We start from the raw sequence: 18,686 nt of genomic DNA on the forward strand, positions 1-18,686 counted from the left end.
CCATGACTACCCCCACGACTGCAATTGCACGCGGAATCGCGACCATCACCCACGACGGCACCGTCCTCGACGTCTGGTACCCCGCCCCCAAGGTTGACGAGGCGGTGACGGAAACAGGCACTCGTCGATTAGAAGAGCCCGACGCCCGCTTCACCAACCTCGTCGGCCCCGACGAGGCCCGCGGCGTCGCCCGCGTCGCAGTCGAAACCACCATCGCCGACCTCAGCGCACCAGCCATCGACGCATACGACGTCTACCTGCGCCTCCACCTACTGTCCCACCGCCTCATCCGCCCACACGGCGCCAACATGGACGGCATCTTCGGCCTCCTGTCCAACGTCGTCTGGACCAACTACGGCCCCTGCGCCGTCGCCGACTTCCAAATGACCCGCGCACGCCTCGCCGAAAACGGCCCCGTCGTCGTTTTCTCCGTGGACAAATTCCCACGCATGGTCGACTACGTTGTGCCGAGCGGCGTGCGCATCGGCGACGCCGACCGCATCCGCCTCGGCGCCCACCTCGCCGAAGGCACCACCGTGATGCACGAAGGCTTTGTGAACTTCAACGCCGGCACCCTCGGCGCATCCATGGTCGAAGGCCGCATCTCCGCAGGCGTCGTCGTTGGCGACGGAACCGACATCGGCGGCGGCGCCTCCATCATGGGCACCCTGTCCGGCGGCGGCAAAGAAATCATCTCCCTCGGCGAACGCTGCCTCCTCGGCGCCAACGCCGGCGTGGGCATCTCGCTTGGCGACGACTGCATCGTCGAAGCCGGCCTCTACGTCACCGCCGGCACAAAGGTCGTCCTCACCGCACCCGTCGCCGAAGCCCTGGGCAAGGAAGCCGGCGCCGAAGTGAAGGCCCTCGAACTCTCCGGCGCGAACGGCCTGCAATTCCGCCGCAACTCCGTCACCGGCTCCGTCGAAGCCGTCCCTGCAAAGGGCATCGAACTCAACGAGGCCCTCCATGCCAACTAACCCCTGGTTCCCACCCGCCAACGACACTCTCACCGACGGCGAGTTGACGCTCCTGCCGTGGTCGCGCGTGAAAACCGTTCCGGGCGTGCGCGACGACCTGTTCGCTGCGTCGGTTGACCCGCGGATGATTGAGTGGACGACGGTGCCGTCGCCGTACACCGTCGAGATGGCCGAGGCGTTCCTCGGCGACTCAGGTGACGGGTGTGCACGGTGGGCGCTTGTCGTCGATGACCGGTACTGCGGCAGTATCGAGCTGCGCCCCGATGATTCCGGTGGTGCCGATTTTGGTTACAACACTGCCCCGTGGGCCCGCGGGCGTGGTCTGATGACCCGTGCGGTGCGCCTGGTGACCGATCACGCTTTCGCCGAGGGGGCTCCCCTGCTGATTATTCGGGCGCTGCCAGACAATGCTGCCTCGCGCCACGTCGCGGAGGTCAACGGTTTCGTCTTTGCTGGCGAGCGTGATGAACACGTGGAGTATGTCAAGCATGCCGAATAGCCCGCTCGCTGGCGGGTTATTGGCTAGTTAAAGAGTTGTTGCATGGCTCCGGGCGGATGCTTTTCGACAACCGACCCTCCCGGCGATACCCACACCGGTATCCCATCGCGTATCTGTATTCGCCCGTAGCGGTTTTCACGCGGGTCATCGTCGTTGCGCCCGTTATGGAACCGGCATAACGGCACTAAGTTGGCAAGGTTGGTCTCCCCGCCGTGCCGCCAGGCTTGGATGTGGTGCATGTCGCAGTTGTCAGCCCCATGCCGACAATCGGGCACCGGACACGTCGGCGACATCATCGATGCCAACGCACGCTGCTTACTATTGGCAAACCGCTGGGTGCGATACAGGTTCACCGCACCCTCTGTCGGGTGAAACGCCGCGACCTCCAACTCGTCGCCGACATGCTGCGCGAGAAATTCCGCACCTGTCATCGTCGTGCCATCGGTTAGCGTGAGCGTGACCTCGTCACCGGCGCCGGATTGGATCCGGGTCCATTCTGGAAGCGGCACCATAACAATCGGCCGTGGTACTGCATGCGGCACCCCACCGCCGTCGCCATCACCGCGCAAGATACCCATGAGTGCATCAGCCATCTGGCCGGCTGGTGGCAGTTCCGTATCGATCAGCCCACGCAGCGTGTGCTCAATATCGGCAATGTTGCGTGCCGAATGCGTCAAGTGCAGCGTGGCCATCCCTTCGCGAGCACGAGAAAACCGCACTTGCTTTTCAGGCGCGGGTTTCTTCGCGTCAATAACCTGATCGGCATAGCGCGACAGCGCGTCGAAGCGGCCCTGAAACTTCAGCAGGGTAAAACGCAACCGCCAACGCTTCGCGGCATCTTCAACCACCGCGAGTTTGCGTTCAATCAAACACAACTGATCCAAAGGAGTGTCGGCTGCCATCAGGCGTGCGTCGGATTGTTTCCGCGTGAATTTCGTTGCCCCGTAGTAGACGTCGTGCACGCGTGACCATTCTCGGATGCGCGACGGGTTCAGCCCGGCAGCAAGAGCTGTGTCGCGGTCGAAGTCGGCGATGTCCGAAAGCCGGAAGCCGAGAAGGTCTACAAATGCCATGCATCACACGCTACGAAGCGAGAAACCGCCGCACAAGACCCACCGCAAAATTGTGGATAACTCCAACACCAAATTCCACAAACCACTGGTTAGACGGTTTTTGGCGTTTTCGGTTTTCCGAAGGTCCAGACCTTGTTGATGACAAAGTTCACCGGCATCGCGATCAGTGTGGAGATGGCTTGGGCCCAGTAGGATTTGGTGCGCAGGCCGGTGGAGTCGTCGAAAAGTGAATCGGAGAGTCCGATGGGGGTCGTCGGGTTCATGAGCAACGTCATGCATGTCAGCGACACCGCGAACGCGAGCGCGCCGGTGGCCAAGAAGGGGAAGAACCCGCGCAGCCAGGAGCGCGCGTGCACCCCACGGAATGTCCAGGCGCGGTTGAGCTGGTAGTTCCACGTGTTGGCCAGGAGGAACGCCAGGGTGGACATGAGGTGGTACCAGCGGATGTTCCAACGGGTGGAGCCGAGTTGCATGAACACGTCGTTGGCGTGCAGATCAAAGCCGTTCTCTAGGGCTTTGTTGGCCAAGTAGAACACGACGAAGTTCACGAGCACGCCGGAGCCGCCGACGATGCCGAAGCGCAAAAATTGGCGCAGCCCGGCAACGAGGCGTACGGCAGTGCTGCCGCTTTCGGGCGCGGCGGCGTGTTGGTCGCCGGCGGCCGGCGACGGATGAGTGGGGTTAGTCAACGGTGTTTCCTAGGCGGGCGACTGCCGCTTCGATGCGCTCGTCGGGTGCGGTGAGCGAGATGCGCACGTGTTGGGCGCCGGCGGGGCCGTAGAAGTCGCCGGGGGCGCCGAGGATGCCGTGGTCGGCGAACCAGTTGAGGAGTTCGCGGGAATCCATGCCGTCGTGGTGGACCCAGAGGTAGAGGCCGGCATCGGAGTCGTCGATAGTAAGACCTGCGTTTTGGAGGGCCTTCATGAGTACAAGCCGTCGCGCGGCGTAGGTAGTGCGCTGCATTTGTTCGTGCAGGTCGTCGCCGAGGGCGGCCACCATGGCGGCTTGGATTGGGCCGGGCACGATGAGGCCGGAGTGCTTGCGGATAAGCAGAAGTTCTTGCACTAGGGCTTCGTCGCCGGAGATGGTGCCGGCGCGATACGACGCCAGGTTGGACGTCTTGGACAGCGAGTGCAGGGCGAGCAGGCCAGTGTTGTCGCCGTCGGTGACGGACGGGTGCAGGATGGATACCGGTTCGGCGGACCAGCCGAGGTAGAGGTAGCACTCGTCGGAGGCGATGATTGCGCCGGTTTCGCGGGAGAATTCCACCCAGGCGCGCATCTGCTCGACGCCAAGGACTGCGCCGGTTGGGTTCGACGGCGAGTTGATGAAGACGAAGGCGGCGTCGCGGGGTGCGGTGGCGGGGTCGTCGCAACGAATAACTTCGCAGCCTGCCATCAGCGCGCCGACTTCGTAGGTGGGGTACGCGATCTCGGGGATCACAACTTTCTCGCCGCGCAGGCCCAACAATGTGGGCAGCCACGCGACGGCTTCTTTGAGCCCGATCACGGGCAGCACGGAGCGTTCGGTCAACCCTGCGATGCCGAAGCGGCGGGCGTGGGAGGCCACGATCGTTTCGCGCAGTTCCGGCGTACCCGCGGTTTGCGGGTAGCCGGGCGTTGCGGCAGCTTCGGACAGTGCGAGTTGGATGGACGGGGCGACTGGGTCGACGGGGCCGCCGACGGAAAGGTCGATCAGACCGTCCTCATGGGATGCGGCGTGCTTGCGCACGTCGGCGATGGTGTCCCATGGGAAGTCGGGCAGCTGTGATCCGAGTGGGGTGCGTGCCACGGTTTAGTCCTGGTTCTGCGGCGGCAGTGCTGCGACGAAGGGGTGGTCGAAGTCCTGTGGTCCGGTCTTGGCGGCGCCGCCTGGCGAGCCGAGTTCGTCGAAGAAGCCGACGTTGGCGTCGTAGTATTCGCTCCACTCGTCGGGGGTGTCGTCTTCGTAGAAGATGGCTTCGACGGGGCAGGCAGGTTCGCAGGCGCCGCAGTCGACGCATTCGTCGGGGTGGATGTAGAGCATGCGCTTGCCCTCGTAGATGCAGTCAACGGGGCATTCTTCGACGCAGCCGCGGTCCATGACGTCGACGCACGGTTGAGCAATCACGTAAGTCATGGGAAACAGTATGTCACTTCGTCTTGATCAGTGGCCAAACGCCTCCGGCGATTCCGGTGAGAAGGAGTGCGAGGGTCCACCCGGTTGGAGGGAGGATGACCATGGAGGCGAACAGTGCTGCTGCCCAGACGGCGAGTGGAACAATCATGCTTCTCGACGACCACAGCCTCGCCGTCTTCGTCAACACCGCATTGAACACGGCGGCGATGATCACCCAGAACCAGTTCAGGTACGCCACTTCCAGGATGAGCGAGCCGAGGGCGCCGACGCTCAGCCAGGTGATGCCGGCGATGGCTTCCCCGCGTGAAAATTCGGTTCGGATGACGGGGTGGCTCATTTGGGGATTCCGGATAGGACGTGGGTGGCGTCGTCATGAAGCGGTGCGCCTGCGCCGAGTTGGAAGTGTTCGACGCGTTGGATGGGTTGGGTGATGAGGTTGGATAGGGCGTAGTAGACGACGGGGCCTTGGGCGATGACGGCGTGGGGGTTGACGTCGGTGGTGCGGCCGTCGGCGATCCAGAGTTGGGTGGCGTGGGCGCGCATGGCGGTGATTTTGGCGCTGTAGGCGTGGTCATCGAGGGTGACCGCAATGTCGGAGGTGGCGACTCCGTCGAGTTCGCCGGGTTGGGCAAGGCGCCAGCCGTCGGGGGCGGTCTCGGGCGTAAGCGCTGCGGTTTCTTCGGCGAGGCGCACGGCCCACAGGATGCGCGGGATAGCGACGCGTTCGGCGGCGGTGTGGGTGATTTCGTGGGCGCGGATGTGGTCCGGGTGGCCGTAGCCGCCGTCGGGGCCGTAGGTGATGACAAGGTGGGGGCGCTCCGCTTCGAAGATCGCGGCGAGTTCGGCTACCGCGGCGTCGCCGGAGTTTACAAAGGCACGCGGGTTGCGGCTTGCGGGTGAGCCGGCCATGCCGGAGTCGCGGAAGCGGCCGGCTCCGCCGAGGAAGGTGCCGCGCGCGCCGATGGCGGCCAACGACTCGCGTAGTTCGCCGATGCGGAATCCGCCTAGCTGGTCGGCTTCGTCGACGACGAGGTGCTGGTACGGCTCGCCGATGACTTCGCCCTCTTCGCCGAGTGTGCAGGTGACGACGAGGACGTCGGCGCCACGTCGGGTCAGATCGGCGATGACGCCTGCGGTGGTGATGGCTTCGTCGTCAGGGTGGGCGTGGACGGCCACTACCCGGTAGCCGGTGAGGTCGCGCGTTGTCATGGTTTCTCCTTCGGTGTCGGGCCTACTGTATCGGCCAGTTGCCAGCGGGCGGCGTCGCTGATACCCCCGGGCCAGGTGGAGACGCCTGGGATGGCGACGCCACCGGAGGATGCTGCGATGCGTGTTTCGTTGAGGATGGGCACCCATACGGCGTCGCGCTCTTCGGCTTCGGCCACGGCCGCTCGGGCCTCGGTCGCACTCATGGTCCCATCCAGGATTCGCCCGGCGAGCGCTTCGTTGCCCACGGAGCACAGGCCGGAGAGGTTTCCGGTGCGCCATGATTTCGGCGGGCACGCCATGCGGCTGGCAAGCGTGGTCATGGACGTGGAGTTGCGCTGCCACACCACTGCCAGGTCAACTTCCGACGATGGCAGGCTGCGCCCGGCGAGCGTCGTCGCGTCGGTAGAGGTGAGTTTTGCGGGAATGCCGGCGCCGTTGAGGATGTCGACAAGGGTGCGCGCCGCAGCGGCCGCCGCCGGGTCCATCGCATCCGCCCCGACGCGGATGGGCACGGTGCGCGCTCGTAGCGCTGCGGTGTCCTTCTCCCCCGGCGTGAACGCATGCTCTGCTACGGCCAGGTTGGTGCTGCGGCCGGCGGCGATGTGGGCGAGCAGGGGGACGTCGATAAGCGATCGCACTTGCTCGCGCATTGCTTGGTCGAGCCCGCTTGTCGCGGAGATGACGACGCCAAGCACGCGTGACGACGACCCCTCGCGCACCTCCACCCCCGGCACCCGGCGAAAGACCTCTTCCGTGGTTTCCTGCGGCGTGACGTCGGCGAACGCGAGCTGGCCGGAGCGCAACTGGTCGGCGGTTTGTGTTGTATCGCGCGCGGCGGTCAGCGTCAAAATGTCCACGCTTGCTGGCTCAGTACCCCAAAACCTGTCGTTTCTATTCAGCACTACCGTGCCGCGGGCCCGGCCGACATCTGCCATGAGGAAACGCCCGGCAGACGCAGGGACCATGTTGCGCAGTGCGAACGGGAAATCGCTGGCGTCAGCGGCGAACAGGTGCGACGGCAGCAGGTAGGCAAAGAGCTCCTCGCGGTTGGCCACGGGGCGCTCAAAGTCCACATCGACGACCTTGCCGCCTTGACCAGAAATGCGGATCGCCTGAATTGCCCGGTAGGCCGCAGGGTTGACGGTGCCGGCGGTGGTTACCATCCCGCGCCACAGGTAGGCAAAGTCGGAGCCGGTAATTGGAGTGCCGTCAGACCACTGCGCCTCCGGTGCGATGACGTAGCGCACGGTTTGGACCGCGGGCGAGGTCGGCAGCGTTGAAACCCCCACCAGCAGGTCCCTGTTCGGGCTCGTGCCCACATATGCGCTAGGCAGGGTGAGGTCTGCGATGGCACGCACCGTCGGGGAATCGTCCGCAATGAGATGCGGGTTGAAGCCTCCTCGTACAGGGTCAACACCCACTTGCACCTGGGTGCGGTCGCTGCGGCGCGGGTTGTCGTCGGAAGGTGTCGTCGATACGCCAGATGTCTCGCTTTGGGCGGACTCCGGCTCAACGAGCGGCGGCGGGCCCGGGTTCGCCGAGCACGACGCGACGAGGCAAAGCGCGGAAAGCGCCGCCGCAGCACGGGTGGCTGGGCGGCGCGATCGAGGAGGCTGCATGAAGAACAGGCTAGCTGTTCTTCTGCTTCGCACGGGAGCGGGCACGGCCACGCTCGGTAGCGTTCAGGATGAGCTTGCGCACACGCATCGCCTCAGGGGCAACCTCAACACATTCGTCCTCGTCACAGAACTCGATGGCCTCATCCAGGGAGAGGGTGCGGGCCTTCTGCAGCGTGACAGTCGCGTCCGCAGTGGCGGAACGCATATTGGTCAGCTTCTTTTCCTTGGTGATGTTGACGTCCATGTCCTCGTCACGCGAGTTCGCACCAACGACCATGCCTTCGTAGGTCTCGGCACCCGGCTCGACGAAGAAATCGCCGCGGTCTGCAAGCTGCTGCAGGGCGTACGCGGTGACCTGGCCGGAACGGTCGGCGACGAGCGAACCGGTTGGGCGGCCCTTGATCTCGCCGGCCCACGGACGGTGCTCGATCGAGTAGGAGTTGGCAATACCGGCACCACGGGTCTCAGTGAGGAAGGTCGTACGGAAGCCGATCAGGCCACGGGACGGGACGTCGAACTCCATGCGGACCCAATCGCCGGAACCCGCGTTGGACATTGCGGTCATCTGACCCTTGCGGTTTGCCATGAGCTGGGTGACGGCACCCTGGTGCTCCGACGGGACGTCGATGATCATGTGGTCGTACGGCTCGTAGGTCTTGCCGTCGATCTCCTTGGTCACTACCTGCGGCTTGCCAACGGTGAGCTCGAAGCCTTCGCGACGCATCGTCTCAATCAGCACGGTCAGCGCCATCTCGCCACGGCCCTGAACCTCCCACGCGTCCGGACGCTCGGTCGGCAGCACCTTGATGGAGACGTTACCGATGAGCTCCTGATCCAGACGAGCCTTGACCATGCGGGCGGTGAGCTTGTCGCCACCGTTACGGCCAGCCATCGGCGAGGTGTTCACGCCGATGGTCATGGAAATTGCCGGATCGTCGATGGCGATGCGCGGCAGCGGCTCGACGTGCTCCGGATCGCACAGCGTGTCACCGATCATGATGTTCTCCACACCGGAGACAGCGGCAATGTCACCTGCGACAACGTCGCCTTCAGCCGGAACACGGTCGAGGCCCTCGGTGACGAGCAGCTCAGCGATCTTGACGTTCTTAACCTGCTGGTTGCCGTCCTCGTCGTAGTGGACCCATGCGACCTGCTGGCCCTTCTTTACCGAGCCCTTGAACACACGGATCAGGCCGATGCGGCCCAGGAAGGAGGAGGAGTCCAGGTTGGTCACCTGCGCCTGGAACGGTGCATCGATCTCAGCGGACGGCTCCGGCAGGACGTCGTAGATAACGTCGAACAGCGGCTGCAGGTCCTCGTTGTCCGGCAGGTTGCCGTTGCCTGGGTTCTCCAGGGACGCGCGGCCTGCACGGCCTGAGGTGTACAGCACCGGCAGCTCGAGGAGGTTCTCAGCAGCCTCTGCAGCCTCCGGGTCCTCCAGGCCAGCGCCGAGTTCGAGGAGGAGGTCCTGTGCTTCCTCCACGACTTCGTCGATACGTGCGTCCGGACGGTCAGTCTTGTTCACACAGATGATGACCGGCTTCTTCGCTTCGAGGGCCTTGCCCAGGACGAATCGGGTTTGCGGAAGCGGGCCTTCGGAAGCATCGATCAGCAGCACGACACCATCAACCATGGACAGGCCGCGCTCGACCTCGCCACCGAAGTCGGCGTGGCCCGGGGTATCGATAACGTTGATGACCAGGTCCGCACCGTCCTTGCCTTTACCGGCGCGACGGATGGCGGTGTTCTTGGCCAAAATGGTGATGCCGCGCTCGGACTCGAGCTCGCCGGAGTCCATCACGCGGTCGCCATGCTCGCCGTGGTCGCCGAAGACGCCGGACTGCTCCAGCATGGCGTTGACCAGGGTGGTTTTGCCGTGGTCAACGTGGGCGACGATGGCTACGTTGCGAAATTCAGGGTGCGACACTCAACAGATCCTTTTACATTGTCGGAAATAACGGTTACACGATACTCCCCAGCTAAGTTGAGCGCACCTCTCCGCTACCCCTCCAACGTGGCGCGGAGCTCTGCAAACGCGTCATTAAAAAACTGTTCGGCCGTTCCAGTAGTAATGACAGCACCTTCAGTCCCTCGCGCGGAGAGCTCGACGGTGGTGGTGCCATCGCCGTTATCTGCGGCATCGATAGCCAGCGGCGCCTGGTAGTCCTTATTCAAATACACACCGATAAGACGGAACTTCAGTGCACTGCCGACGTTGACAGCCAGTTCGCTGGCGGTTTTGTCCTTGACGTTGAACTTGTCCAGTCCGGACAGCCGCTGCTCAATCTCTTGCAGTGACAGGTTGGTGGTGAACGTCTGGGTATCCATTGCGATCAGTCCTTTCAGTGTTGGGGACAACGGATCTCACGTTCTCACAGGCCTTAAATGTGCCCGTGCTCACAATCGTAATCAGGTGTAACTGTGGGCACGCCTGGAGTTTCCCGGCAATTTTCCTTGCAAAATCAACGGTTTCCACTTGACGCTGTTACTTATGTGACTAATGTTGCTTGAGTTAATGTCCGTGGCCCCTATGTAATAAAGGACAGCCGTGCGCACTCCCCGATCTTTTGCACGCTCCGCCGTCGCGGCGGTTTGCGCTGCCGGCATGCTGATTGCCGGCGTCGTCGATACGCAAATGGCTCATGCCAAATCATCGAACCCGCTCGATAGCCTTGGCCGCCCCACCCCCGAGACCGTCGCCCGAGTCCACGCGTTCGCGGACCAACCACAGGTGCCGGAACAGGTAGGCAACGCACTTCGCACCGCAGTGAACTTCTTCGCTGGCACCGGCGAGCTCGGCGGCCCTCCACTGCCAGAGGACGCCCCCGCCTTCACACAGTTCGCCTGGCCGACGGTCTCCGGGCACTGCATGGGCAAGGGGCTGCACTCGACCGCGTCCGCAATTGCGGTACCGGGACCGACCAAAACACCAGCGCCAGGCGCAGGCGCGGGACAGACCACGTTTGTGTTCACCGCACTGGGCACCCCGGCCGCCGCCAAGGACCAGGGGCTCATGAAGGTGTACTGGGTTAACCTCAACACTTTTCGCACCGGCGTAACACCTTTAGATAACAACGGGATAAACCCAACAGGACCGTCCACCCTGTCCGCCACCGCAAACACAGGCAAGGGCCGCGTCCTCGCAGTCGTCGACGGTGCAGTACGCACCACCGACAAGACCTGCGCATTTGCCCCGACCGCCGCTTCGATCAACGTGAGGTAACCGATGACCGTCGACCTACACCCGGTAAAGCAAGAGACCTTTGACACGTCCGCGAACATCAACACGGACCCAAAGGGATTCCTGCGCGAGGTAGACACGTACCAGGTCACCGACTTTGGCCTCTACATGGCACGCGGGGCGAATCACCCCGAGTTCGGCTACCTAGAAAGCTGGCTGCTGCCGGAACTCGGCCTGCGGGTAAACATCTTCCACTACCGCGAGGGCGCAGAGCGCGATCAGGACTTCTACTTCGACATCGCCGACATTGACGTTGATGGCGATATCTGGCGCACACGCGACCTGTACGTCGACATTGTGTCGCTGACAGGCAACCCGATCGACGTGCTTGATATCGACGAACTCGCAGCCGCGACGTCTGCAGGCTTGATCACTGCCGAGGAGGCAGAGAAGGCCATGGACGTCACCCTCAACGCCGTTGAGGGCATTACTCGGCACGGCGACGATGCCATGGAGTGGCTGCGCGCCCTGGGTATTGAACTGACGTGGGCGGACGAAGTCGAGTTAACTCCTGTGGCATAACACCCCAATTCCCGTACTGCACCCCACCTGCACCCCGCAGGTGGGGTCGTTTTATGCGAATAACATTCACGATCCGTGAAGAAGCTGAGAAAGCGTTGCGATGGCTACAGATGCCTATCAGCGTGCAGAAACACCCATTCCTGTCATAGCCCTGTGAGGCAGCGTGCATTTCGCCGTAAATTACTTTTCACAAACACTGTGAACTGCCTAACACTTCATGTAAGTTTTTGTGCAACCTGATTACGTCGTGTTCACCTGAGCTTCAAGTTTTGGTGGGCCCAATCGTGGTGCAGGGGTCGTCGAAATACCCATTTCGTCGTACCGCCCAAACACGGGCAACCGTCGCAAAGTTCTCTGCGTACGGACGATCACTGAAAGGACCCAGACCATGAGCAAACGCCTCCGTGTCGCCGCTCTCGCCGGACTCTCCTCCCTGTCCCTCGTCCTCGCCTCCTGCTCCTCGGATGGCGGAACCGAAGAGACCACCGCAAACCAGGCCGGACAGGACTCCGCGAACTCCAAGGAAGCTGACAACTCGGGCGAGCAGCTCGAAGTCAACGCTGCCGGTGATTACAACCCGCTCGAGCGCGACCAGATCCAGGATGGCGGCGAGCTCACTCTCGCGATTACCGAAATTGCTGAGCAGCAGAACGTGTTCCACGCGAACATGACGTCCTACACGGACACCATCTGGAGCAAGTACAACCCGCAGCTCACGCTTTTCGACGGCGACGGCACCTATCACCCGAACCCGGCTTATCTGACCGACGTGAAGGATGAGACCGTCGACGGCAAGACCGTGGTCACCTACACCATCAACCCGGACGCCGTGTACAACGACGGCACCCCGCTTGACTGGACCGCCTTCGAGAACACCTTCAAGTTCAACAACGGCTCCAACCCGGATGTCCAGGTCAACTCCACCGACGGCTACGAGCTCATCGAGTCCGTCGAGCGCGGCGAGGACGACAAGCAGGCCGTGGTCACCTTCAAGCAGGCATACCCGTGGTGGGAGGGCCTCTTCGGCACCCTCGTGCCGCCGCAGGTCAAGGACGCGGACACGTTCATGAACGCTTACCTGAAGAAGGTCAACCCGGAGTGGGGCGCTGGCCCGTTCAAGGTTGAGAACGTTGACTTCGAAGGCGGCACCGCCTCCTTCGTCCCGAACGAGAACTGGTGGGGCGAGAAGCCGAAGCTGGACAAGATCACCTACCGCCAGATGGAAGACCAGGCATCCCTGAACGCCTTCCGCGCAGGCGAGATCGACGCAACCGGCGTTTCTTCCCGTGACCGTCTGGCAACGGCGAAGGAGATGGGCGACTCCATCGAGATCCGCACCGCCCTGAACCCGGCGAACTACCTGATGACGATCAACTCCACCGCCCCGGGCCTGGACGACATCAAGGTCCGCGAGGCCATCATGCGCGGTGTTGACCGCGAGCAGCTCGCCGCGATCCGCTTCCAGGGCCTCGGCTACACCGAGGATCTGCCAGGTTCGTTCAACCTGTACCAGACCCAGCCGGGCTACGAGGACAACTTCGGCGAGGTCATCCAGTACGACCCGGAGAAGGCCAAGGAGCTGCTCAAGGAAGCAGGCTACGACGAGTCCAACCCGCTGTCCGTGCGCTACGTCACCCTGGGTGACTCCCCGATGATCCAGGCGACCACCACTGCCCTGCAGGCAATGCTGCGCAACATTGGCATCGACGTCCAGGTTGAGGAGCGTCCGAGCTCCGACTTCTCCAAGGTCGTCTCCGAGCGCGACTTCGACCTGTTCATGTCCGGCTTCCGCTCCTCCGACCCGTTCGGTGTGGCGTACTTCGGCCAGATCTACAAGTCCGATTCCGAGCTGAACAAGTCCGGCACCGGCACCCCGGAGATGGACAAGAAGATTGAGGAACTGCAGCAGCTCCCGGATGCTGACGAGCAGATCAAGCGCGCAAACGAGCTTGAGAAGGAAGCCCTGGCTCAGTACGGCATCATGCCGTACGCCAACGGCCCGGCCATCGTCGCCGTGAAGAAGGGCCTGGCAAACTTCGGTGCTAACTCCTTCGCGATCCTCCCGATCGAGAACGTGGGCTGGGCGAAGTAACCGTAACGGTTCGACGCACGTGAAATCCACGAACTGAGTGCGAGCCCGCCCAGCATTCCCACGCTGGGCGGGCTTCCAATCTTTCTCAATAACTCCCCCGTCCGCCCACCACGGAACTGAGAGACACTATGTTTCGATACCTGATCCGGAAGACGCTGAGCTGGGGCTTGATTGTTTTTCTTGCCACCAACCTCACGTTTTTTCTCGCCAGCTTTTTCCTCGATCCCCGCGCCAACTACTTTGGCCGCCGACCACCTCTGCCAGAAGAGCAGATCGATGCACTGCTCGATCCGTTGAACTTGAACCCAAACACACCAATCTTCGAGCGTTGGTGGACGTGGCTTACTGGCGTCCTGACGCGTTGGGACTGGGGTAAATCCCCGATCGGCGACTCCGTCAATGAACAAGTCTCCTACCGCATCTGGGTCTCCGCGCAGCTGACCCTGTTTGCCACCCTGCTGTCGATCCTCCTCGGTGTCGCCCTCGGTGTGTACACTGCGTCGCGCCAGTACAAGCGCGCCGACCGCATGTGGCAGGGCATCTCGATCATCACGATGAACATTCACGTGGTCGTCGCCTCGATCGCCGTGGTGTGGTTCGGTCTGAAGGTCAACGAGTGGACCGGCAAGCGCGTCTTCTACGTCACCGGTGCTTCCAACCCGGGCGTTGAAGGGTTCTTCCCGAAGATGGTCGACTACGCCCAACACCTCGTGCTCCCCACCTTGTCACTGTTGATCATTTCGTATGCGGGCTATCACTTCATGCAGAGAACACTGCTGTTGGATAACTTGAACGCCGATTACGTCCGCACCGCCCGCGCGAAGGGCCTAACCAAGGCGCAAGCAGTGCGCAAACACGCGCTGCGAACCTCGCTAATTCCGGTTGCTACCTCGGTGGCGTTCTCGGTGCCCGGCATCTTCACCGGTGCCGTGATGACGGAGCGCATCTTCGCCTGGCAAGGCATGGGCCAGTACTTCATCCAAACGATTGCGCGTAACGACGTCCACGGTGTCGTCGTTGTGGCCGCATTCGGTGCCGCAATGACCGCAGTGTCCGCTATCTTGGCCGACCTCATCGTTGTTGCCCTCGACCCGCGCGTGCGCGTGAGCTAAGGAGATCACAGCCATGACAAACAAGCCACCACGCGGTACATCCCGCAAGCTCAGTGACCCCCGCGCCCACGCCACCTCGAGCGAGCTGGCGCTGCACGCCGCAATGCCGGTCAACGACATGACCGCCATCTCTGAGACCGGCCGCCAGGCCGACGGCGTGATGAGTAAAGACAAGAACACGCCGCCAATCCTGCCGAAGCAGGGCGACAGCATCGAAGATCAGCAGACGATGCGCGCAACGCGTAAGTCGAAGATTTACCTGCGCCGCTTCATGCGTAACAAGGCCGCGGTTGTCGGCCTGGTGATTTTCTTCCTGATGGTACTGCTCGCGCTCTTTGGCAAGTTCATGACACCGTGGAGCTACGACGACCCGGACTTCATGAACCTGTCCGTCGCACCTTCCGGCGAGCACTGGTTTGGCACTACTGACTCCGGCAACGACCTGTTTGCACAGGTGGTGCACGGCCTCGGTCGCTCGTTGTCTATTGCGGTACCGGCATCGATTGCCACCACGGTGATCTCCGCGATTGTCGGTGCAGGTGCTGCCCTGTTTGGCGGAAGCTTGGAGAAGATTGTGCTGGCAGTGATCCACTTCCTGCTGGCTGTGCCGACGTTCCTCATCATCGCCCTGCTGGTATCCGGCTCGGGCGGCGACTGGAAGGTGCTCACCGTCGTGCTCATCGCGTTTGGCTGGATGTACTCAGCACGTGTGATTTGGTCCTTGTCGTTGTCCATCCGCGAAAACGACTATGTGCGTGCCGCCAAGTTCATGGGCGTGTCCAACTCCAAGACAATCGTGCGCCACATCATCCCGAACGTCGCGTCGCTGCTGATTATCCAGCTGATGTTGGGCATCGTGTCCACGATCATGTCTGAGACCGCCCTGTCGTTCTTGGGCCTCGGTGTGAAGCTGCCGGACGTGTCCCTGGGTACGTTGTTGCAGTCTGGTACCGCAACCCTGGTGACCGCTCCGTGGCAGTTCTACTTCCCTGCCCTCGTCCTGACCTTGCTCACCGTGTCCATGGCGTTCATCGCCGATGGTCTGCGTGACGCACTCGACCCGAACTCGAACTCTGGAGGTTCTGCAGCATGACAACCAGCATCAACAACTCGGGTTCCCCGGTGCTTTCGGTACGCGACCTCAACGTGTCGTTCCCGTCGGAGGCCGGCGTGGTCCGCGCGGTGCGAGGCGTGGATTTCGATCTCCTCCCAGGCCGTACCCTCGGCATCGTGGGCGAATCAGGTTCCGGCAAGTCCGTCACCTCTCTCGCTGTCATGGGCCTGTTGCCGGATTACGCCAAGGTCACCGGTTCTGTGAAGTTTGAGGGCGAGGAGCTCCTGGGCAAGTCGGATGCCGCAATGTCGAAGATTCGTGGCAACGGCATCGGCATGATCTTCCAGGATCCGCTGTCCGCTCTGACCCCGGTGTACGACATCGGCACGCAGTTGGTGGAAGCCATCCAGGCGCACACGAACATCTCTAAGTCGAAGGCGATGGACCGTGCCGCGGAGTTGCTCGACCTGGTGGGTATCCCCGAGCCGAAGAAGCGCCTGCGTTCCTTCCCGCACGAATTCTCGGGCGGTATGCGTCAGCGTGTGGTGATCGCAATCGCAATTGCGAATAACCCGAAGGTGCTTATTGCCGACGAACCCACCACAGCCCTCGACGTAACCATCCAGGCTCAGATTCTGGAAGTGATCAAGAAGGCGCAGCGTGAGACCGGCGCTGCCTGCATCATGATTACCCACGACATGGGCGTGGTCGCAGGCACCGCCGATGACGTGCTGGTGATGTACGGCGGCCGCCCCGTGGAACGCGCCGAGGTCCACCAGCTCTTCGGCAACCCGAAGATGCCGTACTCGGTGGGCCTGCTGGGTTCCACTCCACGTGTGGATCAGCCATCGAACGAGCCGCTAACGTTTATCGACGGCAACCCGCCGATGCTCATCGACGTCGCCGACCGCTGCCAGTTCGCACCACGCTGCCCCATCGCCACCGAGGCCTGCCTGACGCAGGAGCCGCCGCTGGTGCCGAACAAGGGCGACGAGAACCACATGGTTGCATGCGTGCGCCACGATGAGATTGAAAACGGCACTCTCGACGGTAAGCCGTTGTTCCCCGCACCTGTCCTGCCGGAGAACAAGTTCGCGGGCATCCCGCGCGAGGAGCGCGAAGTCACCCTCGAGGTAGAGAACCTTTACCGTGCGTTCCCACTGACCAAGGGCGCGCTGGTGAAGCGCCGCATCGGCACCGTGGAGGCTGTGAAGAACATCTCCTTCGATGTTCGCGCCGGTGAGTGCATGGCCATTGTGGGTGAGTCCGGTTCCGGTAAGACCACGACCCTGCTGGAGATCATGGGCCTGGATCCACAGGGTGATTCCCGCATCGTGATCTGTGGCAAGGACGCGGCGAAGATGAGTGCGTCGGATCGTCGTCAAGCACGCCGCAATATTCAGATGGTGTTCCAGGATCCGATGAGCTCGCTGAACCCGCGTATGACGGTCAAGGAGATCATCCAAGAGCCGTTGGATGCGTTGGGCTACGAGGGCGACAAGGACGCGCGTATCTCTGAGCTCATGCGCACGGTGGGTCTGGATGAGAAGCAGTTGGACCGCTTCCCTGGCCACTTCTCTGGTGGTCAGCGTCAGCGCATCGGCTTGGCTCGTGCGTTGGCGACGAACCCTGCGGTGATTGTGCTCGACGAGCCAGTGTCAGCCCTCGACGTGTCCATCCAAGCCGGCGTGATTAACCTGCTGGATTCGCTCAAGCGCAAGCTTGGCCTGTCCTACCTGTTCGTCGCACACGATCTGTCGGTGGTGCGCCACCTGTCGGATCGTGTGGCCGTGATGTACAAGGGCGACTTTGTGGAGTTCGGCGAGACCGACGACGTCTTCGACAACCCGCAGCACCCGTACACGAAGGCGCTGCTGTCGGCAATTCCGATCCCTGATCCGGATGCGGAGCGCTCCCGCGTGCGTACGGTGTACAAGCCGGAGGAGGCTATCTCCTAACCGTCACATCGACGGGCAGCGTCGGAAGTCGTGCTTCCTGCGCTGCCCACATCCCCCACCAGGGGGCGTAGCCCGGGTCCCTGCGCAGGGCCCGGGTTTTCGTGTCTTTAGGTCGGCGGTCACGCGGATGGTGTTGACGGTTCCACGCGCCCGGGCGGCGCGTATCGACGACTCCGTGACCGCCCCAACACCTTCCACCACAAGATCCTCTGCGGGGTCGAGCGGCACCCACTCGGCGCGCTCGTGGTTGATCCAGTCCCAGCGCCAAAACCCTGGCCTGGCAGGGTGCAGCACATCGCGGGCGACCATCGCGGCACCTTCTTCGAGGCCGTACCAACCGGGGTAAAAATCGTCGAGGTGCACCACCCGGATACCGAGCGCGTCGCCGATCTGGTTGGCCAGGGTGGTCTTGCCGGAGCCAGATGGGCCATCGATGAGCAGGGTGTATGTCATCGCACTGACCACACTGGGCGCAGGTCGCCTGTGAGCCACGCGATGCCAAGTGCGACAAGTGCCACGCCAAGGCACACAACCATGACGCCCCAGTCGCGGCTGCGCAGTTTGGATTCTCGGGCCCAGGAGCGCTTCGTCGGACCACCAAAGCCACGGGCCTCCATTGCGGTGGCGAGTTTTCCGGCACGGCGCAGCGACATCACCAACAGCCCGAATGACAAGGTGAACCAGTATTTGATCTTGCCTTGGTCCGCGATACCGCGGGCGCGACGCGATCGGCGCATGGCGTCGAGGTCGTCGCGAAGCAGTGTGAGCATGCGAAGGGCCGCGACAGTACCGATGACAAAGCGTTCGGGGAGGCGCAGGACCTGGGAGAGGCCGTCGCCAAGGTCAGTCGGGTCGACATCGGCGGACAACAGCACCACCGGCAGCGCGATGGCAAGCACGCGCAACACCATCGCACCGGCAAGAGAGACGGAGAGTTCCGTGACGTGAATCAAACCCCAGTTCAGGTAGGTCTCCCCGCCCGCCTGTCCGTAGAGCGCCATCGGGATACCGGCCAGGGGCGCGACGATGAGAATCGGCAATGCGCGTTTGAAAAAGCGTCCGTAGCCAATCCCGCATAGCGGCACCATGAGCAGCGTAAACGCGAGCACCACGGTGGCGGAGACCCAGTCCACGGTGAACATCAGCGGAGTGGTCAGCAGCGCCAGGCCGAGGATGCGCGTGACCGGGTTGATGTTTGCCAGCAGGTTCATG

18 protein-coding genes and 1 pseudogene are annotated in these 18,686 nt (G+C 62.7%); 8 read left to right on the forward strand and 11 right to left on the reverse strand.

Translation table 11 applies throughout. The annotated features are described in order from the left end of the window. Window positions 1–2: 2 nt before the first annotated feature. Together dapD and HMPREF2656_RS11750 are read left to right on the forward strand one after the other, a co-directional pair. A complete protein-coding gene (dapD, locus tag HMPREF2656_RS11745) occupies window positions 3–977 on the forward strand; it encodes a 2,3,4,5-tetrahydropyridine-2,6-dicarboxylate N-succinyltransferase (protein ID WP_070615202.1) in 975 nt (324 codons plus the stop codon). Beyond that, the gene (locus HMPREF2656_RS11750; RefSeq protein ID WP_083319539.1) at window positions 967–1,476 is read left to right on the forward strand and encodes a GNAT family N-acetyltransferase; all 510 of its coding nucleotides are present in this window, start codon (window positions 967–969) and stop codon (window positions 1,474–1,476) included. The genes dapD and HMPREF2656_RS11750 overlap by 11 nt, the downstream gene beginning before the upstream one ends. A gap of 23 nt (window positions 1,477–1,499) precedes the next feature. Here the strand turns inward: HMPREF2656_RS11750 and HMPREF2656_RS11755 are convergent, their stop codons facing one another. From HMPREF2656_RS11755 to HMPREF2656_RS11795, 9 genes are all read right to left on the reverse strand, one after another. Next, window positions 1,500–2,549, reverse strand: coding sequence for an HNH endonuclease signature motif containing protein (locus tag HMPREF2656_RS11755; RefSeq protein ID WP_070816855.1), 1,050 nt, complete (start codon window positions 2,547–2,549; stop codon window positions 1,500–1,502). Between the two features lie 89 nt (window positions 2,550–2,638). Further along, window positions 2,639–3,145, reverse strand: coding sequence for a GtrA family protein (locus tag HMPREF2656_RS11760; protein ID WP_070816902.1), 507 nt, complete (start codon window positions 3,143–3,145; stop codon window positions 2,639–2,641). Window positions 3,146–3,230: 85 nt separating this feature from the next. Further along, the gene (dapC, locus tag HMPREF2656_RS11765; protein ID WP_070816856.1) at window positions 3,231–4,340 is read right to left on the reverse strand and encodes a succinyldiaminopimelate transaminase; all 1,110 of its coding nucleotides are present in this window, start codon (window positions 4,338–4,340) and stop codon (window positions 3,231–3,233) included. A 3-nt stretch (window positions 4,341–4,343) separates the two neighbouring features. Next, a complete protein-coding gene (gene fdxA / locus HMPREF2656_RS11770; protein WP_070421608.1) occupies window positions 4,344–4,667 on the reverse strand; it encodes a ferredoxin in 324 nt (107 codons plus the stop codon). A gap of 13 nt (window positions 4,668–4,680) precedes the next feature. After that, window positions 4,681–5,004, reverse strand: coding sequence for a hypothetical protein (locus HMPREF2656_RS11775; RefSeq protein ID WP_070816857.1), 324 nt, complete (start codon window positions 5,002–5,004; stop codon window positions 4,681–4,683). Beyond that, the gene (mshB, locus tag HMPREF2656_RS11780; protein WP_070816858.1) at window positions 5,001–5,876 is read right to left on the reverse strand and encodes an N-acetyl-1-D-myo-inositol-2-amino-2-deoxy-alpha-D-glucopyranoside deacetylase; all 876 of its coding nucleotides are present in this window, start codon (window positions 5,874–5,876) and stop codon (window positions 5,001–5,003) included. Before mshB ends, HMPREF2656_RS11775 begins: the two co-directional genes overlap by 4 nt. Continuing rightward, window positions 5,873–7,495, reverse strand: coding sequence for an ABC transporter family substrate-binding protein (locus HMPREF2656_RS11785; protein WP_070816859.1), 1,623 nt, complete (start codon window positions 7,493–7,495; stop codon window positions 5,873–5,875). The genes mshB and HMPREF2656_RS11785 overlap by 4 nt, the downstream gene beginning before the upstream one ends. Before the next feature lie 10 nt (window positions 7,496–7,505). Continuing rightward, window positions 7,506–9,422: a translational GTPase TypA gene (gene typA / locus HMPREF2656_RS11790; RefSeq protein ID WP_070484497.1), complete on the reverse strand. Its 1,917-nt coding sequence runs from the start codon at window positions 9,420–9,422 to the stop codon at window positions 7,506–7,508. Between the two features lie 74 nt (window positions 9,423–9,496). Continuing rightward, a complete protein-coding gene (locus HMPREF2656_RS11795) occupies window positions 9,497–9,823 on the reverse strand; it encodes a hypothetical protein (RefSeq protein WP_070452725.1) in 327 nt (108 codons plus the stop codon). Between the two features lie 277 nt (window positions 9,824–10,100). Between HMPREF2656_RS11795 and HMPREF2656_RS11800 the strand changes: the two genes are divergently transcribed. The 6 genes from HMPREF2656_RS11800 to HMPREF2656_RS11825 all read left to right on the forward strand — a co-directional run bounded on the left by HMPREF2656_RS11800 (window position 10,101) and on the right by HMPREF2656_RS11825 (window position 17,474). Continuing rightward, a complete protein-coding gene (locus tag HMPREF2656_RS11800; protein ID WP_246815464.1) occupies window positions 10,101–10,718 on the forward strand; it encodes an Rv1157c family protein in 618 nt (205 codons plus the stop codon). Between the two features lie 3 nt (window positions 10,719–10,721). Beyond that, window positions 10,722–11,258, forward strand: a complete 537-nt coding sequence (locus HMPREF2656_RS11805) for a ribonuclease FAU-1 family protein (RefSeq protein ID WP_070614087.1) — start codon at window positions 10,722–10,724, stop codon at window positions 11,256–11,258. Between the two features lie 388 nt (window positions 11,259–11,646). Continuing rightward, a complete protein-coding gene (locus tag HMPREF2656_RS11810) occupies window positions 11,647–13,350 on the forward strand; it encodes an ABC transporter family substrate-binding protein (RefSeq protein ID WP_070421615.1) in 1,704 nt (567 codons plus the stop codon). Window positions 13,351–13,478: 128 nt separating this feature from the next. After that, window positions 13,479–14,462, forward strand: coding sequence for an ABC transporter permease (locus HMPREF2656_RS11815; RefSeq protein WP_070421616.1), 984 nt, complete (start codon window positions 13,479–13,481; stop codon window positions 14,460–14,462). 103 nt (window positions 14,463–14,565) lie between these two features. Then, the gene (locus tag HMPREF2656_RS11820; RefSeq protein ID WP_101740371.1) at window positions 14,566–15,555 is read left to right on the forward strand and encodes an ABC transporter permease; all 990 of its coding nucleotides are present in this window, start codon (window positions 14,566–14,568) and stop codon (window positions 15,553–15,555) included. Beyond that, window positions 15,552–17,474 carry an ABC transporter ATP-binding protein gene (locus HMPREF2656_RS11825; RefSeq protein WP_070816860.1) on the forward strand — a complete coding sequence of 641 codons (1,923 nt, stop codon included), beginning with the start codon at window positions 15,552–15,554 and terminating at the stop codon, window positions 17,472–17,474. The genes HMPREF2656_RS11820 and HMPREF2656_RS11825 overlap by 4 nt, the downstream gene beginning before the upstream one ends. On the opposite strand, the pseudogene HMPREF2656_RS11830 reads toward HMPREF2656_RS11825, so the two are convergent. Continuing rightward, window positions 17,464–17,927 (reverse strand): annotated as a pseudogene (locus HMPREF2656_RS11830) (hypothetical protein). The gene HMPREF2656_RS11825 and the pseudogene HMPREF2656_RS11830 sit on opposite strands and share 11 nt — an antisense overlap. Then, a complete protein-coding gene (locus HMPREF2656_RS11835) occupies window positions 17,924–18,685 on the reverse strand; it encodes an energy-coupling factor transporter transmembrane component T family protein (protein WP_070816861.1) in 762 nt (253 codons plus the stop codon). The pseudogene HMPREF2656_RS11830 and the gene HMPREF2656_RS11835 overlap by 4 nt, the downstream one beginning before the upstream one ends. Window position 18,686 lies beyond the last annotated feature (1 nt).

This window comes from Corynebacterium sp. HMSC034B08, assembly GCF_001835805.1.
Lineage (GTDB): Bacteria > Actinomycetota > Actinomycetes > Mycobacteriales > Mycobacteriaceae > Corynebacterium > Corynebacterium coyleae.